This window comes from Streptomyces ortus (assembly GCF_026341275.1).
GTDB classification, from domain to species: domain Bacteria; phylum Actinomycetota; class Actinomycetes; order Streptomycetales; family Streptomycetaceae; genus Streptomyces; species Streptomyces ortus.
Window position 1 is genome coordinate 157,670 of sequence record NZ_JAIFZO010000001.1, and the last position, 26,073, is coordinate 183,742.

Annotated in this window: 21 protein-coding genes and 1 pseudogene; 6 read left to right on the top strand and 16 right to left on the bottom strand. The window is 70.4% G+C overall.

Annotated features, from left to right (window positions below; all coding sequences use genetic code 11):
• Positions 1-171: 171 nt before the first annotated feature.
• The 5 genes from exaC to xylB form a co-directional block, all read right to left on the bottom strand.
• Positions 172-1,695 (bottom strand): acetaldehyde dehydrogenase ExaC, encoded by a 1,524-nt coding sequence (gene exaC / locus K3769_RS00670; RefSeq protein ID WP_267024429.1) that lies wholly within the window; start codon positions 1,693-1,695, stop codon positions 172-174.
• A gap of 132 nt (positions 1,696-1,827) precedes the next feature.
• Positions 1,828-3,096, bottom strand: a complete 1,269-nt coding sequence (locus tag K3769_RS00675; RefSeq protein WP_267024430.1) for a GAF domain-containing protein — start codon at positions 3,094-3,096, stop codon at positions 1,828-1,830.
• A gap of 153 nt (positions 3,097-3,249) precedes the next feature.
• On the bottom strand, positions 3,250-3,861 hold the full coding sequence (locus K3769_RS00680; protein ID WP_267024431.1) for an N-acetylmuramoyl-L-alanine amidase: 612 nt from the start codon (positions 3,859-3,861) through the stop codon (positions 3,250-3,252).
• A gap of 418 nt (positions 3,862-4,279) precedes the next feature.
• Positions 4,280-5,494 carry an ROK family transcriptional regulator gene (locus tag K3769_RS00685; RefSeq protein ID WP_267024432.1) on the bottom strand — a complete coding sequence of 405 codons (1,215 nt, stop codon included), beginning with the start codon at positions 5,492-5,494 and terminating at the stop codon, positions 4,280-4,282.
• Between the two features lie 104 nt (positions 5,495-5,598).
• Positions 5,599-7,044, bottom strand: a complete 1,446-nt coding sequence (gene xylB / locus K3769_RS00690; protein WP_267024433.1) for a xylulokinase — start codon at positions 7,042-7,044, stop codon at positions 5,599-5,601.
• A 189-nt stretch (positions 7,045-7,233) separates the two neighbouring features.
• Between xylB and xylA the strand changes: the two genes are divergently transcribed.
• Together xylA and K3769_RS00700 are read left to right on the top strand one after the other, a co-directional pair.
• Entirely contained in the window at positions 7,234-8,400 is a 1,167-nt protein-coding gene (gene xylA / locus K3769_RS00695) for a xylose isomerase (protein ID WP_267024434.1), read from the top strand.
• Positions 8,401-8,856: 456 nt separating this feature from the next.
• Positions 8,857-9,408, top strand: coding sequence for a hypothetical protein (locus K3769_RS00700; RefSeq protein ID WP_267024435.1), 552 nt, complete (start codon positions 8,857-8,859; stop codon positions 9,406-9,408).
• A gap of 45 nt (positions 9,409-9,453) precedes the next feature.
• On the opposite strand, the gene K3769_RS00705 is transcribed toward K3769_RS00700, so the two are convergent.
• The 3 genes from K3769_RS00705 to K3769_RS00715 form a co-directional block, all read right to left on the bottom strand.
• Complete coding sequence (locus tag K3769_RS00705) at positions 9,454-10,794, bottom strand: esterase-like activity of phytase family protein (RefSeq protein WP_267024436.1); 1,341 nt, start codon at positions 10,792-10,794, stop codon at positions 9,454-9,456.
• A 191-nt stretch (positions 10,795-10,985) separates the two neighbouring features.
• Positions 10,986-12,269 carry an SWIM zinc finger family protein gene (locus tag K3769_RS00710; protein ID WP_267024437.1) on the bottom strand — a complete coding sequence of 428 codons (1,284 nt, stop codon included), beginning with the start codon at positions 12,267-12,269 and terminating at the stop codon, positions 10,986-10,988.
• Positions 12,266-15,133 carry an SCO1167/SCO6262 family helicase gene (locus tag K3769_RS00715; RefSeq protein ID WP_267024438.1) on the bottom strand — a complete coding sequence of 956 codons (2,868 nt, stop codon included), beginning with the start codon at positions 15,131-15,133 and terminating at the stop codon, positions 12,266-12,268. Before K3769_RS00715 ends, K3769_RS00710 begins: the two co-directional genes overlap by 4 nt.
• A gap of 386 nt (positions 15,134-15,519) precedes the next feature.
• Here K3769_RS00715 and K3769_RS00720 point away from each other — a divergent pair, with 386 nt between their 5' ends.
• Positions 15,520-15,702: a tail-anchor membrane protein gene (locus tag K3769_RS00720; RefSeq protein ID WP_210891122.1), complete on the top strand. Its 183-nt coding sequence runs from the start codon at positions 15,520-15,522 to the stop codon at positions 15,700-15,702.
• Positions 15,703-15,907: 205 nt separating this feature from the next.
• On the opposite strand, the gene K3769_RS00725 is transcribed toward K3769_RS00720, so the two are convergent.
• From K3769_RS00725 to K3769_RS00740, 4 genes are all read right to left on the bottom strand, one after another.
• Positions 15,908-16,786, bottom strand: coding sequence for a hypothetical protein (locus K3769_RS00725; protein WP_267024439.1), 879 nt, complete (start codon positions 16,784-16,786; stop codon positions 15,908-15,910).
• A gap of 182 nt (positions 16,787-16,968) precedes the next feature.
• On the bottom strand, positions 16,969-17,286 hold the full coding sequence (locus K3769_RS00730) for a hypothetical protein (RefSeq protein ID WP_267024440.1): 318 nt from the start codon (positions 17,284-17,286) through the stop codon (positions 16,969-16,971).
• Between the two features lie 98 nt (positions 17,287-17,384).
• Entirely contained in the window at positions 17,385-17,984 is a 600-nt protein-coding gene (locus tag K3769_RS00735) for a class I SAM-dependent methyltransferase (protein WP_267024441.1), read from the bottom strand.
• Between the two features lie 207 nt (positions 17,985-18,191).
• Complete coding sequence (locus K3769_RS00740; RefSeq protein WP_267024442.1) at positions 18,192-18,620, bottom strand: PPOX class F420-dependent oxidoreductase; 429 nt, start codon at positions 18,618-18,620, stop codon at positions 18,192-18,194.
• Between the two features lie 95 nt (positions 18,621-18,715).
• Here K3769_RS00740 and K3769_RS00745 point away from each other — a divergent pair, with 95 nt between their 5' ends.
• Both K3769_RS00745 and K3769_RS41275 read left to right on the top strand, forming a co-directional pair.
• Positions 18,716-19,129 carry a roadblock/LC7 domain-containing protein gene (locus K3769_RS00745; RefSeq protein ID WP_267024443.1) on the top strand — a complete coding sequence of 138 codons (414 nt, stop codon included), beginning with the start codon at positions 18,716-18,718 and terminating at the stop codon, positions 19,127-19,129.
• Positions 19,130-19,471: 342 nt separating this feature from the next.
• Positions 19,472-20,245, top strand: a pseudogene (locus K3769_RS41275) (DUF6397 family protein); the annotation flags it as partial.
• Between the two features lie 523 nt (positions 20,246-20,768).
• On the opposite strand, the gene K3769_RS00755 reads toward K3769_RS41275, so the two are convergent.
• Together K3769_RS00755 and K3769_RS00760 are read right to left on the bottom strand one after the other, a co-directional pair.
• Positions 20,769-21,641, bottom strand: coding sequence for an acyl-CoA thioesterase (locus tag K3769_RS00755; protein WP_267024444.1), 873 nt, complete (start codon positions 21,639-21,641; stop codon positions 20,769-20,771).
• 19 nt (positions 21,642-21,660) lie between these two features.
• Positions 21,661-24,174, bottom strand: a complete 2,514-nt coding sequence (locus tag K3769_RS00760; protein WP_267024445.1) for a DEAD/DEAH box helicase — start codon at positions 24,172-24,174, stop codon at positions 21,661-21,663.
• Positions 24,175-24,319: 145 nt separating this feature from the next.
• Here K3769_RS00760 and K3769_RS00765 point away from each other — a divergent pair, with 145 nt between their 5' ends.
• Positions 24,320-25,114 (top strand): metal-dependent hydrolase, encoded by a 795-nt coding sequence (locus K3769_RS00765; RefSeq protein ID WP_267024446.1) that lies wholly within the window; start codon positions 24,320-24,322, stop codon positions 25,112-25,114.
• A 101-nt stretch (positions 25,115-25,215) separates the two neighbouring features.
• Here K3769_RS00765 and K3769_RS00770 read toward each other — a convergent pair whose 3' ends face one another.
• Both K3769_RS00770 and K3769_RS00775 read right to left on the bottom strand, forming a co-directional pair.
• Positions 25,216-25,497 (bottom strand): type B 50S ribosomal protein L31, encoded by a 282-nt coding sequence (locus K3769_RS00770; RefSeq protein WP_267024447.1) that lies wholly within the window; start codon positions 25,495-25,497, stop codon positions 25,216-25,218.
• 55 nt (positions 25,498-25,552) lie between these two features.
• A complete protein-coding gene (locus K3769_RS00775; protein WP_267024448.1) occupies positions 25,553-26,023 on the bottom strand; it encodes a DUF5709 domain-containing protein in 471 nt (156 codons plus the stop codon).
• Positions 26,024-26,073: the final 50 nt, after the last annotated feature.

A 26,073-nucleotide genomic window follows, 5' to 3' on the forward strand; every position in this document is an offset into this window, starting at 1 on the left:
GGCGGGCGGCTCGTGGGTTGTGTCCTTCGGAGCTCTTTGGTCCGCGAATGGTCCGGCGGGAACCTCCTTGGATGCCAGGCGGTAGCTTTAAGATTTCAATCGATTACGGTGGATACCTTTTACGGCGGCTGTCTGGAGGGCAACGATGCCCCAGGCACCCGACTTCAGGCTCTAGAAGAAGCCAAGCTTCTGAGGGCTGTAAGAACAAAGAATGTTCTTCGTCTGCTGGTAGTGCTCCAGCATCATCTTGTGGTTCTCACGGCCGATGCCCGACTGCTTGTAGCCGCCGAACGCCGCGTGGGCCGGGTACGCGTGGTAGCAGTTCGTCCACACCCGTCCCGCCTGGATCGCACGCCCCGCGCGATACGCCGTGTTCATGTCCCGCGTCCACACCCCGGCGCCGAGCCCGTACAGCGTGTCGTTGGCGATCTTGATGGCGTCGTCGAAGTCCGCGAACGATGTGACGGACACGACCGGCCCGAAGATCTCCTCCTGGAAGACCCGCATCCTGTTGTCGCCCTGGAAGATCGTCGGCTGTACGTAGTACCCACCCGCCAACTCCCCGTCGTACTCGATACGGTGGCCGCCCGTAAGCACCTTGGCGCCCTCCTGCTGGCCGATGTCCAAGTAGGAGAGGATCTTCTCCAACTGGTCGTTGGAGGCCTGAGCACCGATCATCGTCTCGGTGTCGAGCGGATGACCGGGCTTGATCAGCTCGGTACGGGCGACCGCCGCGTCGAGGAACTCGTCGTAGTGGCCCTGCTGGACGAGCGCCCGGGACGGACAGGTGCACACCTCGCCCTGGTTCAGCGCGAACATCGTGAAACCTTCGAGCGCCTTGTCCCGGAAGTCGTCGTCCCGCGCCCACACGTCGTCGAAGAAGATGTTCGGCGACTTGCCGCCCAGTTCGAGCGTGACCGGTTTGATGTTCTCCGAGGCGTACTGCATGATCAGCCGCCCCGTCGTGGTCTCGCCGGTGAACGCGACCTTCGCCACCCGCGCACTGGACGCCAGCGGCTTGCCCGCCTCGACCCCGAAGCCGTTGACGATGTTCACGACACCCGGCGGCAGCAGGTCCGAGATCAGGCTCATCAAGTAGTGGATGGACGCCGGTGTCTGCTCGGCGGGCTTGAGCACGACGGCGTTGCCGGCCGCGAGCGCCGGCGCCAGCTTCCACACGGCCATCAGAATGGGGAAGTTCCACGGGATGATCTGGGCCACCACGCCCAACGGCTCGTGGAAGTGGTACGCCACCGTGTCGTCGTCTATCTCGCTGAGCGAGCCCTCCTGCGCACGGACCGCCCCCGCGAAGTAGCGGAAGTGGTCGATGGCGAGAGGGATGTCGGCGGCCAGGGTCTCCCGGACCGGCTTGCCGTTCTCCCAGCTCTCGGCGACCGCGAGCTTCTCCAGGTTCGCCTCCATCCGCTCGGCCACCTTGAGGAGGATGTCGGCCCTAGCGGTCACCGACATGCGGCCCCAGGCGGGCGCCGCGGCGTGCGCCGCGTCCAGGGCCCGCTCCACGTCCTCGGCCGTGCCCCGCGCGATCTCGGTGAACGGCTGCCCGTTCACCGGACTTGGATTCTCGAAGTACTGCCCACGAGCGGGCTCCACGTACTCGCCGCCGATGAAGTGGTCGTACCGCGACTGGTAGGAGACGATCGCGCCTTCGGTGCCGGGCGCTGCGTAACGGGTCATGTGCTCTGCCTCCCGAGGAAGGGCCGCCCACCGTTGGACAGCTCTCGCGGCGAGCGTAGGGACGGAGAGGTTGCAGATACGTTGCGTGGCGGACCGCGTGGTGGAACGCGCGGGCGGATCCGGTCGCGCTCGTCAGTGCCGTGCCCGCCACGGGTACGCCGACTGCTCTGCCTCCAGATCTGCCAGGCGCGCCCGCACCGGAGCCGTCGGGCGGACGGCGGCCAGGGCCCTCCACACGTCGAGGTCGTCCTCACCCCACGACGCCTGGGCCCAGCACGCCAGCAGGTCGGGGTCGCCACCGGATATGAGGGCCGCACGCAGTCCGTCCGCGAGCCGTCGGCGCAGCCGCACCACCGCCGGGGCCTGTGAACCGGGCAGCAACGGACCGGCGTACGCCGCCACAGCCGCCGTGATCGCGCCGGCGGCGAGTCTGCGCTCCACGACCGAGACATCGGACTCGACCGGAACCGCGAGCCGGTAGGGCCGTGAACCTAGGACCCCGCTCCCGAGCAGCCGTCGCAGACGGGCCAGTTCCGCACGCAGCGTCACCGGTGTCACCGACTCGTCCTCGTACAGCGAGCACAGCAGTTCGTCGCCGGTCAGACCGTCCGGATGCCGCGACAGGAGCACCAGGAGCTCGCTGTGTCGGCGGCTCAGGCGCAGTTTTCGGCCGCCCGCCACGAGGAGGGCCTCGTCCCGGCCCAGAGCGGTCAACTGCAGCGCGTCGGTGGCGGCCGGTATCGGGGTGAGCAGCGCCAGCTGGGACTCGGCGGCGCGCGCCACGGCCTGCACGAACCCCAGGCTGTGCGGGTGCGCCAGTCCGTCCCTGCCGGTGATGTCGACGGCACCGAGCAGCCGTCCGGTGCGCGGATCGTGTACCGGGGCCGCCGCGCACGTCCACGGCTGGACGCGCCGGATGAAGTGCTCGGCCGCGAACACCTGCACCGGCCGGTCGAGCGCGACCGCCGTACCCGGTGCGTTCGTTCCCATGGAGGACTCCGCCCACCGTGCCCCCGGCACGAAGTTCATCCCGTCCGCCTTCTGCCGGGTGGCGGGATGGCCCTCCACCCACAGGAGTCTGCCCTGCGCGTCGCAGACCGCGAGGAGGTGCTCGCCGTCCGACGCGAACGTACCCATGAGTTCACGGAACAGCGGCATCACCGGGGCCAGCGGGTGCTCCGCCCGGTACGACCCGAGGTCCGCGTCGGTGAGCTCCACCCGCGCCGAACCGTCCGGTCCGACCCCGGCCCGCGCCGAACGCCGCCAGGAGTCGGCGACCACGGACCGCACCGGTCGCGAGACCGTACCCGCCTCGGTGAACGTCTCGTGGGCGCGGCGCAGCACGCGAACCCGCTCGACAGGGTCGGCGCCCGGATTCAGGGCCACCCATGGATCGGTCAACCCGGCCTCCCGTAGAGCGATGGGACTGGACGTGGCGAGCACTGGACGTCACGAGGATTGAACGTGACGAGGACTGGATGTGATGCGGCTTGGGACATCGTCACTCGGGTGGCGGATGCGGACAAGCGTCCGTGACGCCTGCTCCTCGTTCGGTCAGGCGAAGTTGACGAGTCTGATGTAGCGCGTCCAGTCCCAGTTCGGACCCGGGTCGGTGTGATCGCTGCCCGGCACTTCGTAGTGGGCGAGGATGTGTGAGCGGTCCTTGGGGATCGCGTACTTGGCGCAGATCGCCGCGGTGAGTTTCGCCGACTCCTCGTACAGGGCGTTCGTGAAGTACGACGGTTTGTCCACCCATCCTTCGTGCTCGATTCCGATGCTGCGGGTGTTGTAGTCCCAGTTCCCCGCGTGCCAGGCGATGTCGCGCTCACGCACCATCTGGGCGATGTGGCCGTCGGCGGACCTGACGACGTAGTGCGCGGACACCTGCTTTTTCGGGTTCTGGAAGATGGCCAGGGTGTCCGGGTACGTCGCCTGGGTCACGTGGATGATGACGAAGTCGACGGGGTGGCTCGCCGGACGGTCGGCCACCGTGTAGTTGGACGTGCTCGCGGGGGACCACTCGGACTGGGGGTAGTCGAGCCCCCGGGGTGCGGCGCCCGCCCGCATGGTGGGGAGCAGCGCGGTGGAGAGCGTGGCGAGGGCCGCACTCTGGAGCAGGCGCCGCCGGCTGGGCAGGGTGGTTGGCAGATACTTGGGTCGGTCCACAGGATTCCTCTCGGAGGGACTACGTGCTCGGTGGGGCGGGAGACGCATGGCCCTCGGGCGCGGGACACGCCCGAGCCTCGGGACGGCGGTCGGAACGGACGGCGGATGCGGTTCGGAGCGTGGGGACAGGGCTCAACGAGTACGGGCCGCGCCGGTTTCGTGCACGAACTCGTGGTCGCCCGGGTCCTCACGTGAAACACGGTACGGGCCTTGCCGGTTGGAGAGGAGAGGCCCGCCCAGGTCAGTGGACAGCGCTGTGACTGTGGACAACTCGACCACCCGAAAGGGTGTTTCCAGACGCCCGCCGCTGCCCATGCGGCCTCCGCACATGCGCCCTCCGCCCGTCCCCACCCAGGCGTATCCCCACCCAGGCGTTCCCCACCCAGGCGTTCCCTGCCCGGGCGTCCCCGCCCGGACGTCAGGCCGACGCCCCGCCCCCCACCGCCGCCGGATCGTCCAGCACGGCCCGCACGACGGAATGCGCGGCGCCCAACAGCGGGCCTTCCGGGCCAAGCCGGGAGACCGAGACCGAGCAGGCGGGCCCCGCCGTCCTGCGGGCCAGTTCCCGCTCCAGCGAGGGCAGCAGCCAGGGCGCCAGACCGGACAGAGCCCCGCCCAGCACGACGGCCTGCGGGTCCAGCAGATTGACCGCGCCGGTCAGCGCGATGCCCAGCGCCGTACCGGCGTCGCGCAAAGCACGCCGGACGTTCTTGTCGCCCCCCGCGGCGTGCTCGGCCAGCAGTCCGACCCGGTCCTCGCTCTGTTCCAGGCCCGCCGCGCGCAGCACGGCCTCCTCGCCGGCGTACTGCTCAAGACAGCCGCGCCCGCCGCAGGCGCACGCGGGCCCTTCGGGCCGTACCGGCACATGCCCCAACTCGCCCGCGAAACCACGCGTCCCGCGCAGCAGCCGCCCGTCCACGACCACCGCACCGCCGATACCGATCTCCGCGGAGACGTGCAGGAAGTCGCGCGGTGCGTCCTCGTTGAGCCAGAGTTCGGCCAGTCCGCCGAAGTTCGCCTCGTTGTCGACGGTCAGCGGCAGTACGTCCGGCAGCAGGGGAGTGAGGTCCGTGTCGAGCCAGCCGAGGTTCGGGGCGCGCACCACGGTTCGTGCGTCACGCGCCACCAGACCGGGCACGGCGACGGCCAGCCCCGCGGGCCACAACTCCTCCTGCTCCGCCTCCGCGACGATCCGGCGTACCAGCGCGGTGAGTTCACCGAGGACGGGTTCGGGCGCACGGCCGCGGTTGGTGCCGTGCCGCACGACCCGCGCGCGCACCTTGCCGCGCAGGTCGACCGCGCACACTGCGAGGTGGTCGACGCCGATCTCCGCGCCGATCCCCGCCGGGCCGCTTCCGCTGAGGGCCAGCGCCGAACCGGGCCGCCCCACCCGCCCCGGCCGCTCGGGACCCAGTTCGTCGAGGAGCCCGGCGCGGATCAGTTCGTCCACCAGGGTCGAGACGGCCGCCCGCGTCAGCCCGATGCGCGAGGCGACGGCGGCACGGGACAGCGGCCCCTCGGCGTTCACGGTGTGCAGCACCCGTGAGAGGTTGCGGCGGCGCATGCCCTGTTGCGTATCCGGCAGCCGTCGGCCGGGACTGCTCGGATGGGCCTCGTGGAGCGGTGCGGTCATGTTCCTGAGTCGGTCCTCGTCCGGCCGGTCCCCTGAGGGCTGTCCTGTCGTGCCGGCACCCGGGAAGCCGGCGGCGACCGGCCCGGCTCCCCGGGGCGAGGCCGTCAGCGCTGATCGGCCTCCCGCTCCAGCAACGGGGCCGCGTCGGAGAGTACCCCGGCGATCCGCGCGAGCGCCGCCTCGTCGCGTTCTCCGGCCTCAAGGACCGGCCCGCGCGCGGTGTTCCAGCGCCGGGCCACCGCCGCCGGATCCTCACCGGTCAGCACTCCCGCGGCCTGCGCGGCGGCGCCGAGCGCGACCAGCTCCTTGGCCTCGGGGACTTGGACAGCACGCCCCGAAAGCCGCCGTACGGTCTGCTGCCACGCCTTGCCCCGGGCGCCTCCGCCGATGAGCAGGAGCGGCGCCGAACGGTCCGCGTCCTCGTCGAGCACCAGGTCCAGGGCGCCGAGCAGGGAGTGGACCGCACCGTCGTACGCGGCCTGGAGCAACTGCCCCGCTGTCGTGTCGTGCCGCAGTCCGTGCAGCAGGCCCGAGGCGTGCGGCAGGGCCGGGGTGCGTTCTCCGTCCAGGTAGGGGAGCAGCGTCACGCCCGTACCGGGCTCGACGGCCTCGCGGTCGATTCCGAGGAGAGCGGCGACGCGGTCCACCGCCAGGGTGCAGTTGAGCGTGCAGGCCAGCGGCAGCCAGTCGCCTCGCGCGTCGGCGAAACCGGCCACGGTCCCGGTGGGATCGACGGGCCGCCGTGTCGACACCGCGTACACGGTGCCGGACGTGCCGAGGCTGAGTACCGCGGTGCCCGGGAGCAGCCCGAGGCCCAGAGCGGCGGCGGCGTTGTCACCGGTGCCGGGGGCGACCAGCGTGCCCTTCGAGAACGGCAGACCGGCACCGTCGCGGACGGTCCCGACGACCTCGCCGGGCCGGGCCACCCGGGGCAGCAGGGCGGGGTCGAGCCCTACACGGCCGAGGACCTCCTCGTCGTACGCCTCCGTACCGGACGCCCACCACCCCGTACCGGAGGCGTCGCCCCGGTCGGTCGTGCCGAGCCCGGTGAGGAGTTCGGTGAGGTAGTCGTGGGGCAGCCGCACGGCCTTGGTGGCACGGACGGACTCGGGCTCGTGCTCGGCGAGCCACGCCCATTTGGTGACGGTGATGGACGGACCCGGCACGCTGCCGGTGCGCTCGGCCCACGCCTTCGGCCCGCCCAGCTCCTCCACGAGGCGGGCGGCCTGCGGCGCCGACCGTACATCGTTCCACAGGAGCGCGGGGCGCACCGGAGCGCCCTGGGCATCGAGAGTGACGAGCCCGTGCTGCTGACCGGCGACGGAGACCGCCGCGGCTTCACGGGCCGCGTCCCCGCACTGACGCAGCGCCTCGCGCAGCGCGTCCCACCACTGGAGCGGGTCGCTCTCACGGCCCGCTCCGGAGGACACGGTGTGCGGCGCCTGACCGCTCGCCACCACCTCACCGGTGGCCACGTCCACCACCAGGGCCTTGGTGGATTGGGTGGACGTGTCCACGCCGACGACGAGCGGACCCTCGGCTGCTGACATCGAGCTCTCCCTCTTCCGCGGCTCCGCGGGGTCTGACCTGGTGTTTTCAGGTTTCGTCCAGGGTGGCACAGCCCGGATTCCGCCCGCTGCCCCTCTTCCGGGACATCTTGTCCCTTCCCAGGGATGCCTCCGCATACTAATTTGTTAAGCGCCATGACGAAATAGTCGGAGCAAGCAAGGAGCCGCGGCATGAACTACCAGCCCACCCCCGAGGACAGGTTCACCTTCGGCCTGTGGACCGTCGGCTGGCAGGGAAGGGACCCGTTCGGCGACGCCACCCGGGCCGCCCTCGACCCGGTCGAGTCGGTACAGCGCCTGTCGGAACTCGGCGCCCACGGAGTGACCTTCCACGACGACGACCTGATCCCCTTCGGGTCCTCGGAGACCGAGCGCGAATCACACATCAAGCGCTTCCGGCAGGCCCTCGACACAACCGGCATGACCGTGCCGATGGCCACCACGAACCTGTTCACGCACCCCGTCTTCAAGGACGGCGCGTTCACCGCCAACGACCGGGACGTCCGCCGCTACGCGCTGCGCAAGACGATCCGCAACATCGACCTGGCGGCCGAGCTGGGCGCCAAGATCTATGTGGCGTGGGGCGGCCGTGAGGGCGCCGAGTCCGGCGCCGCGAAGGACGTACGCGTCGCACTCGACCGCATGAAGGAGGCCTTCGACCTCCTCGGTGAATACGTCACCTCCCAGGGCTACGACCTGCGCTTCGCGATCGAGCCCAAGCCGAACGAGCCCCGCGGCGACATCCTCCTGCCGACCGTCGGTCACGCGCTGGCCTTCATCGAGCGCCTGGAGCGGCCGGAGCTGTACGGCGTCAACCCCGAAGTGGGCCACGAGCAGATGGCCGGGCTGAACTTCACGCACGGCATCGCCCAGGCGCTGTGGGCGGGCAAGCTCTTCCACATCGACCTGAACGGCCAGTCCGGCATCAAGTACGACCAGGACCTGCGCTTCGGAGCGGGCGATCTGCGTTCCGCCTTCTGGTTGGTCGACCTCCTGGAGACGGCCGGTTACGCCGGCCCGAGGCACTTCGACTTCAAGCCGCCGCGGACCGAGGACTACGACGGCGTGTGGGCCTCGGCCGCGGGCTGCATGCGCAACTACCTGATCCTGAAGGAGCGGGCCGAAGCGTTCCGGGCCGACCCCGAGGTCCAGGAAGCCCTGCGGGCCTCGCGCCTGGACGAACTGGCACAGCCCACCGCTGCGGACGGCCTTCAGGCGCTGCTCGCGGACCGCGACTCCTTCGAGGGCTTCGACGCCGAGGCGGCCGCCGCGCGCGGGATGGCGTTCGAGCGTCTCGACCAGCTGGCCATGGACCACCTGCTGGGCGCCCGCGGCTGATCGTGCACGGTCGAAGGCACGGCTCACCGCGCTGCTGACAGCGCGGAGGTCACCGAAAGACCTCTGCGCGGAAGCGTCCGGAATCATGCGGTCCACGCCATGGGTCCGCACCGAGTTCCGGAAGCAAGTTCCGCGCAGGGGTCGCTTCGTGACCGGTTCGAGGCGACTCTTGACGGTATGGCCACGCCGCCCTTACCGCCCGAGCCTCCTCGGCCGCCGGACAACACGCCGCCCTACGGTGGTGGCGGGTACGGTCCCCCACCCGAAGGCTTCGGTCCTCCTCCTGACGGATACGGTCCACCACCAGGAGGCGGCGAGCCGCCGTGGAACGGCGGGGGAGGGGGAGGTTGGCAGCCGCCGCCACCGTCATCGCCACCACCAGGACCGCCGGGCGGCCCCGGCGGACGCCGCAGGACGCTCCTGATCCTGCTGGCCGTCATCCTCGGGATCGGCGCGGTGTCCGCGGTCGCCCTGGTCGTCACCAGTGGCGACGGCTCGTCGGACAAGAAGTCCCCGACGGAGAGCAGTTCCACCAAGGGACGGCTGCCGTCGCCCTCACTGAGCATTCCGTCGCAGCTCCCCAGCGAACTGCCCTCCTCGCTGCCCTCCGAGCTGCCCAGCGGCGTGGAGTCGCTTCTCCCGTCCCTCGCGAGCGACGAAGTGCCGTACTACATGCTGCGGACCGGCGACTGTTTCGACATCGACGGGAGTCGGCCGGGCCAGGCGGTGAAGCGCCGGTGCGACCGGAGGCACGACGCCGAGGTCGTGACGGTGACCGAACTGGAGGGCGCGTACACGACCGATGCCGCCCTCAAGAAGGCGGCAGCAGGCCTCTGCCGGGATCCCCTGGACAGCAAGGCCGCCAAGCAACCCGCCGGCACGGTCCGCGGCACGCTGGTCCAGTACCCGGACCCCGCGGGATTCAAGATCGGCATCGACAACATCGCGTGCAGTCTGGCCGCCGACACCACCGACGGAAAACGCAAGCTCACCAAGCCACTGAGGTGAGCCACGCGCGCGTGGAGGGCGAAAGCGGCGGGCGGAGCCGTCCGCTCAGATCCCGTGCGGCAGGCGTACGTACGTCACGGTGGTCTCGATCCCGCTGTCCACCAGGCGTCCCTGGGCGTCGAAGGCCTCTGTCCCGTCGCTCATCCCGAAGTCGTTGTCGTTGATCAGCGCGAGCGTGTCACGGTCCACGCGCGCGACGCCCTCGATCTTCCCGGGCACCCCTTCCACCATTCCGAGGTCGACGACCAGACGCTTGCGTAGCACGGGGACACCGGACGCGGCGGGGTCCTCCAACTGCTCAAGGGAGGGCGATGTCGTGCTGTCGTCCCACGCCTGCCCGAGGATGTCCGCACCGCGGCTCAGTTTCACGACCTGCAACCGGGCGGCCTTGTCGGTCCGCTCCTCGACCAGCAGTTCCTCACGACCGACGGCCACCACGGACGAGATCTTCAGCTCGGAGGTGTCGTCCTCGCCCGGGTCGACCGTGCCCACCGGGTCGAACCGGTAGGCGTACTCGGCGGTGACGGCCCGCTTCTTCGGCGAGAAGCGCAGTAGCCGCGCGGTCATGGACTCCTCGCCCGCATCGGTGTCCGGCAGGGACAGCGGGCTCTGCACGGCCAGCACCAGGTCGCCGCCCGGGAGCTGGGCGAGCCCTTCGAAGCCGCGGTTGATCTTCCGGTGCAGCAGGACCGCGGGCAGCGCCTCGACCACCGGATAGCCGGCACCGGTCAGGTTCAGCCCCTTCGGAACGTACCGGGTGAGTACCTTCCCGCGCGCGGAGACGTGGACCAAGGACGGCCCGTACTCGTCGACGAGCCAGAAACTACCGTCCTTGGAGCGCACGATCCCCTCGGTGTCCAGACCGTTCGGGTTGTACGGGAGCGGGGTCTGCGCGTCGTAGGAGTACGGAGCTTCGTCGCGGGCCTGCTGGTTGGGCAGGCCGGTGACGGGCTTGCCCGAACCGGTGGTTATCGGAATCGCGTCCAGTACCCTCACCGAGTCACCGGACACCCGGATCTTCACGATCGCCGGGTCGAAGCCGGGCACGGGAAAGGTCCGGCGCTTCTTGCCGTCCACCTTGATCTGGCCGTTGGGGCCGCGGTCGGTGACGGTCCAGAACTCTCCCTTGCGGCCCGAGGGGTAGATATCGCTCCCGATACCGCCCAGGTCCACACCCCGGTCATCGGCCACCGTGCCCGACAGCAGCCCGTTGCTGAACGAGCCGAGGGGAATGTCGCCGAGCGTCGCGGAGGCCGTGACCCGCGCGTTCCCCGAGGGCGCCCCGACCGCGGGACCCGCCACCACGAGAGCGGCCAGCACGGCGAGAGGGACACCCGTGGCGACGGAACGGTGGACACGGCGCCGGCCTGCGGCGTACGGGGACATGGGGCCTCCTGGTGCACAAGTTCGATGACTGTCGCCAGATTTCGCCCTCGCGTCGAACACCGTACGGCCGCTGGATGAACGCCGGGCGTCCAGCGCTCATCCGGTGAGCGCGGACCACGTCCTGCCCGCCCCGCGAACCGTTGCCCCGCCGCTCCCGCGACGCGTGACCGTTTCCGCCCCTCTGCCAGGCGTCACTCCCGCCCGTCGGCCAGGGCCAGGGCCGTCGCCGGGTCCTGGGAGGCCGGGCCGACGGGAGCCCAGCGGCCCCCTTCCTTGCGGTACGGCCACCAACGGCCGTCCGGCCCCAGCCGCAGCTGGCTCTGCCCGTCGGCGGCGGTCCAGCGACTGCGGGACGCGCGCAGGACAGGCCGCTCGTCCTCCTCCCAGGCCGACTCCAGGGCGGCACGCGCGCGTGCAAGCGGTTCCGCGTCCGCCGGCCGGTCCGACTCCAGTACGTCGAGTGCGGACGCACCCCCGTACTCCCAGGAGCGGACCGCGAGCGCCAAGCCCTCACGATCGCGCCCCGACCCTTCGGCGAGCCGGGCGGCCACCGGGACCTCGGGCCCGCCCGAGGCCAGCCGTACGGCATCCTGCGCGGGCGTCAGTTCGGCCTCCGGGGCGCGCTGTTCGTGGCCCGCGCTGAGCGCGTCGACAATCAGCCGGTGTGCTTCAACGGCCGCCTGAGCCGCCAGGAACTCCAGGGCGGCCGGATCGACCCCGGCCCCGGGATCCGTCTCCGTGTCCAGCGACGGCGGCAAACCCGGCTCCACGGGCACCTCAGGCGCCTCGGGCAGCGGCGGCAGAATCTCTCCCGCCGCGTACGCCTCAGCGGCGTCCACGCCCGCGTAGGTCGCCTCTCGCACCGTCTCCTGCCGCACCGCGGCGGCGGTGGACCCGGAGACACTGCGCAGTTGCAACTCGTCGAGGAGTTGGCGCTCACCACGGCCGCGCAGGAGAAACAGCACGAAGGGGTCCTGGTCGAGCAGTCGCGCCACCTGGTAGCAGAGCGCGGCGGTGTGACCGCAGTGGTCCCACGCGTCGCAGTCGCACTCCGCCTCCAGATCGCCGAGGCCCGGCAGGAGTTCGACACCGGCTGTGGCCGCGTCCTCGACCAGATGCGGCGGCATCTCGCGGTCGAGCAGCGCCGCGATGTGCCCCGCCCGTTCGACCGCCATGCCGAGGAACCGGTCCCACTGCTCCTCGGACAGCTCCGGGAGCAGGACGTCCGCGCGATGCGCTGTGTGGTCGCGGTCGTTGACCACGGCGGTTACGCGCCCGGGGCGTACCGACACGGCGCCCACGGCTCCCGCGCGCGCGAGACGGCGGCCCGCCTTCAACTGCTTCAGGTCCAGCGTGGCGTCCTCCAGCGCCTTGAGCCAAGCCTGCCCCCACCAGCTCTGGGCGAAGCTCCGGCCCTGCGCGGGCAGCAGGGCGGCGAAAACGCGCTCCGCGGTGTTCTCGTACGGATCGCTCATCGGGCGCCTCCACGCAGTTCCACCAGGTCGGCCAGTTGTGCGTCGGTGAGTTCCGTGAGGGCCGACTCCCCGGCTCCGAGCACCGCGTCCGCCAACTCCCGTTTGCGCAGCAGCATGTCCGCGATGCGGTCCTCGATCGTCCCCTCGGCGATCAACCGGTGCACCTGTACCGGCCGCGTCTGGCCGATGCGGTACGCGCGGTCGGTGGCCTGGGCCTCGACGGCCGGGTTCCACCAGCGGTCGTAGTGCACGACATGCTCGGCCCGCGTCAGGTTCAGGCCGGTGCCCGCGGCCTTCAACGACAACAGGAAGACGGGCACTTCGCCGTTCTGGAAGCGCTCGACCATGGCCTCGCGCTCGGGAACGGGCGTACCCCCGTGCAGGAACTGCGAGTGCACACCGCGCGCGTTCAGATGCCGCTCGATCAGGCGGGCCATGCGCACGTACTGAGTGAAAACCAGAACACACGCCCCCTCGGAGAGGATGGTGTCGAGCAGCTCGTCCAGCAGCTCCAGCTTTCCGGAGCGCCCGGCGATCTTCGGCCGCTCCTCCTTGAGGTACTGCGCCGGGTGGTTGCAGATCTGCTTCAGCCCGGTGAGCAGCTTCACGATCAGCCCGCGCCGCGCCATACTGTCGGCGCCCGAGATCTCCGCGAGGGTCTCGCGGACCACGGCCTCGTACAGACCCGCCTGTTCCGTGGAGAGGGACACCGCGCGGTCGGTCTCCGTCTTCGGCGGGAGCTCCGGCGCGATCCCGGGATCGGATTTGCGGCGGCGCAGCAGAAACGGCCGCACGAGCCGGGCGAGCCGGTCCGCCGCCCCCGGATCCCGCCCGCCCTCGACGGCCTTCGCGTACTGGGTGCGGAACGTGCCGAGCCTGCCCAGCAGACCCGGTGTCGTCCAGTCGAGGATCGCCCACAGCTCGGAGAGGTTGTTCTCCACCGGAGTGCCGGTGAGCGCCACACGCGCGCGTGCGTCGATCCTCCGCAGCTGCCGGGCGGTGTCCGAGTACGGGTTCTTCACATGCTGTGCCTCGTCCGCGACGACCATGCCCCAGGAGGCGTCCGCCAGACGTGCCGTGTCGAGCCGCATGGTGCCGTAGGTCGTGAGGACGAACTCGCCATCGGCCAGGTTCTCCAGGCTCCGCCGGGCCCCGTGGAAGCGGCGGACGGGAAAGCCGGGAGCGAACCTCTCGATCTCGCGCTGCCAGTTGCCCATCAGGGACGTCGGACAGACGACGAGCGTGGGGCCCGCCGCCGACTCGTCGCTCTGCCGGTGCAGATGCAGCGCGATGAGCGTGATCGTCTTGCCGAGACCCATGTCGTCCGCGAGACAGCCGCCCAGCCCCAGGGACGTCATCCGGGCCAGCCAGTTCAGCCCGCGGAGCTGGTAGTCGCGCAAGGTCGCGGCCAGCGCGGGCGGCTGTCCGACCGGCTCCTGCCCCTCCGGGTCCGCAAGATGGTCCCGCAGCGTCGCCAGCCATCCCGTGGGCCGTACGTCGACCCTGCGGCCCTCGACCTCCGTTGAGCCCGTGAGGACGGCGCTCAGCGCGTCGACGGGTGTCAGCTTGCGGTCCTGCTGGGTTCGGGCGCGGCGCACCTCCTGCGGATCGACGAGGACCCACTGGTCACGCAGCCGCACCATGGGGCGGTTCGTCTCGGCGAGCCGGTCCAGCTCCGCACGCGTCAACTGCTGGTCCCCGAGGGCGAACCACCAGGAGAACGTGAGAAGTGCGTCGGCGGACAGGAAGGAGGGCGTGTCCGAGGAGGGTCCGCGACCGGTCTGCTCGTCGTCCGGGGGGCCGATGACGGCGCGGGCCGTCAGCTTGTGTGACAGTTCCCTGGGCCAGTGCACCTCCACACCGGCCGCCGTGAGGGATCGTGCCCCTTCCCCGAGGAGTTCGGTGACCTCGTCGTCGGCGAGTTCGATCGAGTCGGGCACGCTCGCCGACAGCAGGGGCGTGAGTGGTGTCCAGGCCCTGGCGGCGCGGCGCAGCGCGAGCAGGGCGTCCATCCGCGCGCGCGGGCCGAAGGACTGACTCGTCCCGCTCCACACCTCGGCCGCGTCCGCCAGCAGGGCCGGGTCGCTGACGCTGTGCAGTTGCAGGACCGCGCGGAACGGCAGCCGGTCCTCGTCGGACACGGCCGACGCGAGGCCCGGTACCTCGACGCGCAGCGAGATCCGTACGCCGGCGTCGTGTCCCGCCGCGACGTCGGCCGCCCACGCGCGGTGCTCGGGCACGTGCTGCGGCTCGGCGGCGGCGAAGGCCCGGCCACCCGCGGCGAGTGGCGCCGCGGGTGAGCGGGGGAGGGTGTCGGCGACAGCGTCCAGGAAGGCGCGCAGCAGCCACTCCGGATCGGGCAGCCGCAGCGGTTCGCTCACGTCGACGGGCACCGCGTGGGCGTGCGGCGGCATCGCGGCGGCCAACTCGCGGATCCGCTCCAGATCCGGCGAGCCCAGGGGGCCCGCACGCCACGCATCGTGGTCCCCGGAGCTCAGGCCGGGCAGCAGCAGTCCACGCGCGGCGAATTGCAGCGCCAGTACGGCCGCGGCACCCCAGAAGACGGTCGAACCGTGGGCCCGCGCGGCGGTACGCGCGCGTGTGAGCACCGGGAGCGCCATCCGCACCGGCAGGACGAGGGCCGGTACCGTCACCAACTCGACCCCGCCCTCGCAGGGAAGGACGACGGACAACTCCTCCACGGCGTCGTGGCCGAAGCCGGAACCGATCGCTGGGAGCTCCTCACCGTCGGGCAACCAGAAGGCGACGCTGCCCGTGCGGGCCGGATCGGCGGGAACGAAGACGGCGCGGCAGCGCGCCAGTTCGGAGATCTCGGAGGGAGTGGGGGCAGGAATCCTCTGCACAGGGATGAGCGTGTTCCTCAATTTTGACTACCTGGGGTGGAAGTCGCCGAGGATACAGTGCGGCGATGGCTGAGCCAAGCGTCCAACCTGGTGATGCCGGTCACTTCTCGTTCGTCGTAATGTGAGGCATGCTCAGGAACAGATGGTGCTCGATCTGGTACCGAGACCGTCGGCGACCATGGCGCCACCTCCCGGGCCCGCGAGGGAAAGCCCGACCGTGGGGGTGGACCTGAGGCCCCGAGGAGCACGTACGAGGTCGGAGAACCCCTCAGGGGCGAGTAGGGGTACACCTCAGGGTCGTATCAGGGTCGGGGTTCGGAACCGGGGGGAACGCGGGTCCGTTCTCAGAACAGAGAGCGGCAGTGGCCGCTAAGGAGGCTACGCACATGTCAAGGAACGCGAAAATAGCCGCAGGCGGTGTCGCGGTCGGCATCATCCTGCTCTTCTGGCTGCCCTGGTGGGCCGCCCTGCTGATCGTCCTGGGAGTCCCCGCGGCGGCATATCTGACGCTGGACCCCTCACAGCGGCGCAGGCTGCGCCGCGTCGGCCGCAAGGAACTCGGCCGCTGAGGGACCACTTGCTGGATCAGTTCCCCTTCGAGCACTTCCCCTTGGGACAGTTCCCTTTCGGACACTTCCCATTCGGACGCTTCCTCTTGGACAGTTCCTCTCCGGCGCACGGGAACTGACCTCGTCGCCGCTCGTGGGCTTCCCGACGGTGTGGCCCACGGCCGGCGACGGCGATATCGGCTGGTACTACTGCGGGGTGCCGGGTTCAGTTCGGGCGTACGGCCATCTTGTCCAGTGCCTCCAGAAGGCCGGGCAGTTCGGGCCCGCGGCCGACCGGAAGGATCTCTCCTGGCTTCTCGTCGAGCAGTACGAAGGCGATGTCGTCGGTCCGCGCCACCAACGACCAGCCGGGACCGTCGGCGCGCAGCGTCCGTGCGTCCCCCGGAGCGAAGGACGAGCGCACACGGCCGAGCGGCGGAGGAGTCTTCACGTACGAGTGTGCTTCGGAGAGAACGCGCTGGACACCGCTGAGCGGCGCCCGCCCGGCGGCCCGGTCGCCGACGTCTTCGTCCGCATGGCCCCCGCCGGTCCGGGCGGTCCCGTCACCGGAAGCGGGCTTCTCGTCGCCCGAAGCGGCGAATTCGCTCTCGTCGATCTGTTCACGCCAGGCGGCCCACTGCAGCGCGATCTCGTCCGCACCGAGGCGCCGCTGGGCCGCTCCCCAGGCGGACGCGTCCGGGGGAGACAGTGGCGCCTGCTCCGCGATCTCGGGTGCGGGATCGTGCGGCGCGGGCACTCCGGGCGCCGCGACCGCCACGGCCAGCGGCCACCCGGGCAGCGCGGCCACCATCGAGCGGTCGTCGGGCGACAGGTCGTACTCCATGCCGCAGTCCCAGGAAGCGATGGCGACGGCCACCAGTGAGACGTCGTCGATGACAACGGTCCACCGCGCGCCGTCGCCGTCCTGTCCCAGTACGAGCCCGTACCCGTCGGCCAGGGGCGCGAGGCCGAGTGCGGCGCACGCTTCCGGATAGTCGTCGCCCAGCACGCTGGGGAACTGCGCCGGCGTCAAGAGCACCGCCGTCAGTACATACAGTGCGTCGTCGTCCCCGGTGGCAACGGCCTCGCCGTCCGTCCCGTCCATCCCAGCCTCCCCTCGCTACATCCGTCGGCGCACCCTAATGCGCGCTGCGGCCGTTGTCACGAGGCCGGAACACGCTCGGAGCTGCGTCCCTCCATCAGGGCCGGGGTTAAACGGCCCCCGGGGGTCGCGCTGATTCCGCTTTCTCCCCGCCCCCGTCCTTCCCGCCCTTCCCCCCTCAACTGTCAGGCGGCCGGCAGGCCGAGGAGCGTTCGGGCCACCGCGGTGGGCGACTCGTCGCGTTCTCGTGCGAGCGCGATGACAGCCCTCCACGCCAGCTCGTTCACGCCGAACGAAAGAGCTTCCGGCGACACCCAGGCCGCGGCCTCGTCGACCCCGTCCTGGTCGTCCTCGACCCCCGCTGCCACGTAGGCCGCCGCGGCTTCGAACAGGTTGTGCGTCTGCTTCTTCGGACGGGACTCGGCCGATGACGTAGGGCGCCCGGCCCCAGTCGGCCGCGGGCGTGCAAAGAGCTTCCGGAGTCGAGCCATCGTGCCGGACATTCGGGCCACCTTCCCCGCGTGCTGCTTCTTCGGTCATCGCCCAGCTGTCTCTGTTCAACGTAGAGTTGAAACTTCGACACCAGAAGGGGGCGGCGCCTTCAGGGTCGCTGTACGGCCAGTGCGAGGAAACGGGCGTCCTCGTCCACGTACGACGTCAAGCGCCAGCCGGAGGCGGACAGGAGCGGGCCGAGGTTGGCCTCCGCCCGCAGGTCGTCCGGGGTGACCCGCCGTCCCTGACGCGCCGCGAGGGCGGTCCGGCCGATCGGGTGGAAGAGCGCCAGGACTCCGCCGGGTCGTACGACCCGCGCCAACTCCCGCAGATTCTCGGCGGGGTTCGGGAGATGCGCGATGAGGCCGGCCGCGAAGACGGCGTGGAGGGACTCCGCGCGCAGCGGCAGGCGTGACACGTCAGCGAGGAGCAACTGCCCGGCCCCGTCACGGCCTGCCCGTACGGCCGCCGCCAGCATGGCCGGTGTCAGGTCGGCGCCCAGAACCGTGCCGGAAGGCCCCACGGCCCCTCTGAGTGCAGGCAGGGCCCGTCCCGTGCCGCAACCCGCGTCCAGCACGTGATCACCCTTCCGTAGCCCCAGCTCGGAGACGGCTGCCGCGTACGCCGGGCCGTCGTCGGGGAACCGGTCGTCCCAGCCGGCCGCGCGGGCCGAGAAGAATTCCTGGACATGCGTGTGGTCGTCGCTCATGCACCGCATGGTCTCGCATCGCACGGCGAGCGACGCGTTCGAACGGCGACGCGTTCGAACGGCGACGCGACCGAGCGGTGATTCGGTCGGCTGACGGACCGGTCGGCTGGAGGGTCGGTCGGCCAATGGGCCCTCCAGCCGACCGGACGCTCGGCCTGCGCCGGTCCGTCCCGTCTCGTTCCGGGGGTCGGACGGGGACCGGAGGGGTCAGTCGGAGACCGAGCCCTCCGCCAGGACCTTCTCGATCCTCACGCGTACGACGAGTTCGCCGGGTACGCCGTTGCGGGCCGCGAACTCCTCGGCGCGCTCCTCGCCCATGTACCGGCTGCCGATCCGTCCCGCCCAGAGCCGGACGTCATCGAGGTCCTCCGAGATCCGGGCCCGCCCCTGTACGACGACGTACGCGAACGGCGGCCGGTCGTCGTCCACACACAGGGCCACCCGGCCGTCCCGAGCGAGATTTCGCCCCTTGACGGTGTCCTTTCCCGTGTTGAAGACCAGGTCGTCGCCGTCCAGCACGAACCAGATCGGTGCCACATGCGGGCGCCCGTCGGCCCGGACGGTCGACAGCTTGCCAGTGCGGGTTCCGTGCGAGACGAACGCCCGCCATTCCTCATCGGTCATCTTGTGTGCCATGCCCCTATCCTCCTTGCCCGGAGGGCGACGGTGGGGAAGGCTGGTCGATCGGATCCTCCGGCCAGGGGGAGCCACACATCACGGGGAGACGGATCATGGCGGAGAACCGGGGACTCGACTGGCTGCTCGACGACCTGACCCAGCGTGTCGAGCACATACGCCACGCACTCGTGCTGTCCAACGACGGGCTGGTGACCGGGGCGAGCACAGGTCTGAGGCGGGAGGACGCCGAACATCTCGCCGCCGTCTCGTCCGGCCTGCACAGCCTGGCCAAGGGCTCGGGCAGGCACTTCGGCGCAGGCCAGGTCCGCCAGACCATGATCGAATTCGATGACGCGGTGCTCTTCGTCACGGCGGCCGGGACCGGCAGCTGTCTGTGTGTGCTGAGTGCGGCCGAAGCCGACATCGGCCAGGTCGCGTACGAGATGACGCTGCTCGTCAATCGCGTCGGCGAGCATCTGCACGTTGATGCCCGACATCCGGAACACTCTTCCTCCATAGATCTCTGACCTGCAGAGACGTCGTCGCCATCGAAGTTATCCACAGGGCTCGGCGCGAGACACGGTGAACCGGCTACGGTTTTTCTCGAAGCAAGCGCAAGCAAAGCGCAGCTCGCCGCACGGGGGAGAACCATCATGTCCGGCAACACCGTCACGCAGTCCGTCATGTCCGGTTCGAGCGAGGCTGTCGCTGCCTCGAACGGGCCCGTCGCTGCCAGGGACGCGTCCGCCACCACCACGAGTGTCACGAGCACCACGAGTGCGACCGACGCTCACGCGTCGCCACCGCCACCGCCACCGCCACCGCCATCGCCACCGACGACGGCTTCGCCTTCGGCACCGGCACCGGCACTGGCACCGGCTTCGACATTCGCGCAGAGCCGCGCCGCGCGAGAGCTGGGGTTCAAGCGGGGCGAGTTCGACCTCGCCGTACGGCTCGGGCGCATCCGCACGGTGCCTGACGAAGGCGGCGGAGCCCACCGCGTCACCCGCGCGGAGATCGACAGGGTGCGGGCCGAGGAAGGCTTCCCCGAGGCTCTGCGGGAACGCGTGAAAGCCGTGGGCACCTCAGAGGGCGCGGCCCTCATGGAAGTCTCGACCGCCCGGTTCACGCGCTTCGCCCGTCTGGGCCTCGTAGTGCCCGTAAAATTCTATTTGAACCGCTATCGCGCCGTGGTCTGGCTGTATCTGGCCGAGGAACTGCGGCAGTTCGCCGACGACAAGAAGCATGCGACGCTGCTGAACGGCCGTGTTCCCGAGGGCCTGCGTGACCAACTTGAGGCAGGACTGGACCTGCGGGCCCGGAACTGGCGAGGCCGGCACCTCGGGTTCCTGCTTCGGCAGAACGACGATCCGTGGGCGCGTGCCGCAGTCGTGGCGTCGCTGCTCGACCCCGTGCAGGTCGCCGAGATCGTGCCCGATCCCTACGAGCGGGCCTACATGGACCGCTACCGTCCCGAACAGACCAGCCACGCTGCACCCGACACGCCTGCCGCCGACATCACGGCCCGGATCACGACCGCGACGGATCCGGATGAGATCGGCTGGCTGCGGGCCGACTTGGCGAACGGGCTGCAGGAAGCGCGCGAACGCCGGGCCGCCCCGCGGCCGGCAACGGCAACCGGATTTCCGGACGCGGGGCACGACAGGCCGACGCTTCTTGGGGGACACCGCACGTCGGCCGACCACCGGCAACCCGTCGAACTGCGGGAGGCCACCAAGCCACGGCGCCCGGCCGGAGTACGACACCCAACCGGGCAGCGACGTCCGGCCGACGTACGGCATCATCCCGTCGGACGGCATCTGGCCGGACGGCATCTGGTCGACGGACGGCTCTCGGCCGGAGCACTGCATCCGGCCGTAGCGCCGTACCCAACTCCAGTGCCGTACCCAACCCCAGCGCCACTCCCAACCCCAGCGCCACACCCGGCCCAAGCGGCGCGCCCGGCCCCAGTGCGACGGTCGGCCGCGGAGCGACACCCGGCCGAAACGCCGCAGTTGGCCGAGGGGCGGCAGGTGGCTGGCGCGCCATCTCGGGCGGGAGCACGACGACCCGCCGAGGTGCGGCCCGCGATGGATGAACCGGGACGCCCCGGTCGCCTCCTCGGCTGGCTGCGGCGCAGAAGCGTCTGACCCGGCCGGTGCCGGGTCAGCCCTCCAGCTTGCGGAACAGTCCCTCCTGGACGACGGAGACGAGCAGGCGTCCCTCCTGGTCGTAGATCCGACCCCGGGCCAACCCGCGGCCACCCGTCGCGATCGGGGACTCCTGGTCGTACAGGAACCACTCGTCGGCGCGGAACGGCCGGTGGAACCACATGGCGTGGTCCAGGGAGGCCATGTCGAAACCGCGCCGGCCGAAGAGGGGTTCGACCGGGATACGGACGGCGTCCAGGAGAGTCATGTCGCTCGCGTAGGTGAGCGCGCAGGTGTGGACCAACGGGTCGTCGCCCAGAGGTCCGACGGCGCGCATCCATACGGCGCTGCGCGGCTCGGCGTTCTCGATCTCCTCCGGTGTCCAGCGCAACCGGTCCGCGTAGCGGATGTCGAAGGGCTGGCGCCGGGCCATGCGCTCCAGTGTCTCGGGGAGTGCGCCCAGATGTTCCTTGATCTCCTGAGTGACGCTCGGGAGCGACTCGGGATCCGGGACCTCACGCGCCGGCGGCAGCTGGTGCTCGAAGCTCCCTTCCTCGGGCTTGTGAAAGGAGGCGGTCAGATTGAAGATCGTGCGGCCCTGCTGCACGGCGGTGACGCGGCGCGTGGTGAACGACCGCCCGTCCCGTACCCGCTCGACCTGGTACACGATGGGCACCCCCGGCCGGCCCGGACGCAGGAAGTACGCGTGCAGAGAGTGCACGGGCCGTTCCGATTCGGTGGTGCGCCCGGCGGCGACGAGGGCCTGGCCCGCGACCTGTCCGCCGAAGACCCGCTGCAGGGACTCCTGCGGGCTTCGGCCACGGAAGATGTTGACCTCGATCTGCTCCAGGTCGAGCAGATCGACGAGTCGTTCCGCTGGGTTCGTCATGTGTCGCGTTCTCCTGTGCTCACAGCTGGCCGACGGCGGTGACCTTGACGATGGCACGCCCCTCGGCATCGGAGGCCACGAGGTCGATCTCCGCGCTGATGCCCCAGTCGTGGTCGCCGTTCGGGTCGGCGAACGTCTGCCGGACCCGCCACAGACCGTTCTCCGGCTGCTCGTCGATGAGCAGGAGCTTGGGACCGCGTGCGTCGGGGCCGGTGCCGAGGTCGTCGTACTCGTCCCAGTAGTCGTCCATGGCCTCGCCCCAGGCGTCGGCGTCCCAGCCCGCCTCGGAGTCGAGCTCTCCGAGTTCGGCGACGTTGTCGAGGGCGGCGAGTTCCACCCGCCGGAACATGGCGTTGCGGACCAGGACCCGGAAGGCGCGCCCGTTGGCCGTGACCGGCTTGACCTGGTCGGCCCGCTCCTGGGCCTCCTCGGCCGTCATCACCTCGGGGTTGGCGAGCTGTTCCCACTCGTCGAGGAGGCTGGAGTCGACCTGACGTACCATCTCGCCGAGCCAGGCGATCAGGTCCTCCAGGTCCTCCGACTTCAGATCGTCCGGGACGGTGTGGTCGAGAGCCTTGTAGGCGCTCGCCAGGTAGCGGAGCACGATGCCCTCGGTGCGGGCGAGCTCGTAGTGGGACACGAACTCGGTGAAGGTCATGGCTCGTTCGTACATGTCGCGGATTACGGACTTCGGGGAGAGCGGATGGTCGCCGACCCACGGGTGGCTCTTGCGGTAGGTGTCGTATCCGTGGAAGAGGAGCTCTTCCAGCGGTTTGGGGTACGACACGTCCTGGAGCCGCTCCATGCGCTCCTCGTACTCGACGCCGTCGGACTTCATCGCCGCCACGGCCTCGCCGCGGGCCTTGTTCTGCTGGGCGGCGAGGATCTGCCGCGGGTCGTCCAGCGTGGACTCCACGACGGACACCATGTCCAGGGCGTACGAAGGCGATTCGGGATCCAGCAGCTCGAACGCGGCGAGAGCGAAGGTCGACAGCGGCTGGTTGAGCGCGAAGTCCTGCTGCAGGTCGACGGTGAGGCGCACGATGCGGCCCTCGGCGTCCGGCGTGTCGAGCTTCTCCACGATGCCGCCGTCGAGGAGGGAGCGGTAGATGGCGATCGCCCGCCTGATGTGCCGCAGCTGCTGCTTGCGCGGCTCGTGGTTGTCCTCCAGCAGATGACGCATCGCGGCGAAGGCGTTGCCGGGCCGTGCGATCACGGACAGAAGCATCGTGTGGGTGACCCGGAAACGCGAGGTCAGCGGCTCCGGATCCGACGAGATCAGCTTCTCGAACGTGCTGTCCGTCCAGCCCACGAAACCTTCCGGGGCCTTCTTGCGCACCACTTTGCGACGCTTCTTCGGGTCGTCGCCGGCCTTGGCAAGCGCCTTCTCGTTCTCCACGACGTGCTCGGGGGCCTGCGCCACGACGAAGCCCGCCGTGTCGAAGCCGGCCCGACCGGCCCGGCCGGCGATCTGGTGGAACTCCCGGGCGCGCAGCGTCCGCACACGCGTGCCGTCGTACTTCGCCAGAGCGGTGAACAGCACCGTGCGGATGGGGACGTTGACGCCGACACCGAGGGTGTCCGTGCCGCAGATGACCTTCAGGAGACCGGCCTGCGCCAGCTTCTCGACCAGGCGGCGGTACTTCGGCAGCATGCCGGCGTGGTGCACACCGATGCCGTGCCGTACGTAGCGGGAGAGGTTGCGGCCGAACTTGGTGGTGAAGCGGAAGTTGCCGATCAGCGCGGCGATCTGGTCCTTCTCCTCACGCGTGCACATGTTGATGCTCATCAGCGCCTGTGCCCGCTCCACGGCCTGCGCCTGAGTGAAGTGCACGATGTAGACGGGCGCCTGCCTCGTCTCCAGGAGCTCGGTGAGCGTCTCGGTGAGCGGAGTCAGCTTGTACTCGTAGGAGAGGGGGACGGGACGGGTCGCCGAGCGGACCACCGAGGTGGGGCGGCCGGTCCGCCGGGTCAGGTCCTCCTCGAACATGGAGACGTCGCCGAGGGTCGCCGACATGAGGATGAACTGGGCCTGCGGCAGTTCGAGGATCGGGATCTGCCACGCCCAGCCGCGGTCGGCCTCGGCGTAGAAGTGGAACTCGTCCATCACGACCTGGCCGACGTCGGCCCGCTTGCCGTCGCGCAGCGCGATCGAGGCCAGGACCTCGGCGGTGCAGCAGATGACCGGGGCGTCGGAGTTCACGGACGCGTCGCCGGTCAGCATGCCGACGTTCTCGGTGCCGAACATCTTGCACAGCTCGAAGAACTTCTCCGAGACGAGCGCCTTGATCGGCGCGGTGTAGAAGGTGACCTCGTCACGGGCGAGCGCCGCGAAGTGCGCACCCGCGGCGATCATGCTCTTGCCGGACCCGGTGGGGGTCGACACGATCACGTTCGCACCCGAGACCACCTCGATCAGCGCCTCCTCCTGGTGGGGGTAGAGCGTGAGACCGCGTTCCCCGGCCCACGACTCGAAGGCTTCGTAGAGGGCGTCGGGATCTGCGGTCTGCGGCAGCTGATCGATAAGGGTCACACACCCATCTTGCCTGTCATCCCGCCCGATGAGGGAATCGGATGCGAGGCCGAAGATCACGAACGCTACGCTGTGTCGCCGACCAGGTGTCAGTTCACTTCGGCAACTGGCGGTCAGTACAAGAGGAATGGGGCGGGGCACGGCCATGATGGGACCAGCACACTCACTGTCCGGGGCGGCGGCCTGGCTGGGCGTCGGAGCGGCGGCGGCCGCCGCCGGCCACACGATGCCGTGGCCGGTGCTCCTGACCGGGGCGCTGATCTGCGCGGGCGCCGCTCTCGCCCCGGATCTGGACCACAAGGCCGCCACCATCTCGCGGGCCTTCGGACCGGTGTCACGGGGCCTGTGCGAGATCGTCGACAAGCTCTCGTACGCCGTCTACAAGGGGACGAGGAAGCCCGGCGACCCGCGGCGCTCGGGTGGGCACCGCACGCTGACGCACACCTGGCTGTGGGCGGTGCTGATCGGTGCGGGGTCTTCGGTCATCGCGGTGCTGGGAGACCGCTGGGGGGTTCTGGCACTGCTGTTCGTGCACATGGTGCTCGCCATCGAAGGGCTGCTCTGGCGGGCGACGCGTGGTTCCAGTTCCGATGTCCTGGTCTGGCTGCTGGCCGCGACGAGTGCGTGGATCGTCGCGGGAGTGCTGGACAAGCCGGGCAACGGAGCCGACTGGCTCTTCACCGCGCCGGGTCAGGAGTACCTCTGGCTGGGACTGCCGATCGTTCTCGGGGCGCTGGTGCACGACATCGGGGACGCGCTGACGGTGTCGGGCTGCCCGATTCTGTGGCCGATCCCGGTCGGCCGCAAGCGCTGGTACCCGATCGGACCGCCCAAGGTGCTGCGGTTCAGGGCGGGCAGCTGGGTGGAGCTGAAGGTGCTGATGCCCGCGTTCATGGTGCTGGGCGGAGTGGGCGGCGCGGCAGCGCTCAACTTCATCTGACCCCGCCGGGGCCGAGCGGGCACGGCACCGGGACGAGCGGCGGCGTCGACGGACACCTCACAGCGGTCACCCGTCGTCGTGGGGTACGCGCCCCGGCCGGCTCAGGAGGCGTCGCTCCCGCCGGACGCCTTGTCCTGGGCTCCACCGCCGTACCGCTTCTCGAAGCGGGCGACGCGGCCCTCGGTGTCCACGGTCCTGGCCGTGCCCGTGTAGAAGGGGTGGCTCTCCGAGGAGATCTCCACATCCACGACGGGGTACGTCCGGCCGTCGTCCCACTCGATGGTCTGATCGCTGGCGGCGGTGGACCGGGTCAGGAAGGCGTACCCGGCGGCTCGGTCACGGAAGACGACGGAGTGGTAGTCGGGGTGCTTGTCCTGCTGCATGAGTGCTCCTTGCGTGGGGGAGGGGTGCGCGGACCGGGCAGCGGGGGAGACGCGGTCAGCCGGACAGGGAGTCCTCGTCGACGATGTGCATCGCGGCCTCTTCCGCGGAGGCTGCCGCTCCGTCTATGCCCACGTCGGTGGCGATCAGCCCGCTCTCCCCGTCCTCGTGCGCTCCTTCTCCGGGGGCCACGAGACGACCGGAGCGGAGGGCGCCCACTTCGTTGTCCAGGGGTTCGCCGTCCGAGTCGGGGCAGTCTCCGATGCCGTCGCCGTCGGGTGCCGCTATGTCCGGGAGTTCTTCGGAGAGTCGTTCGTCGAGGGTCTCGCCCCGGTGGCGCTCGGCCGCTGTCACGTCTTTGCGTTCCACCGCCCAGGGGCGTTCCGGAGGTGACCAGCCGCGGTCCAGAGGGTCGCTCACTCCGTCGGATTCGAGCGTGTCCTCGCCGTCGAGCAGTCCGGCGTCGTCCTGAACCTCGGATCCGTCGGGCTGGTAGACATCGTCTCCCCAACCGTCGGCGCTGTCCACGGGTACCTCCAGGTGGTGCGGGCCGGCCTGCTGTCACCGCGTTCGGGGGC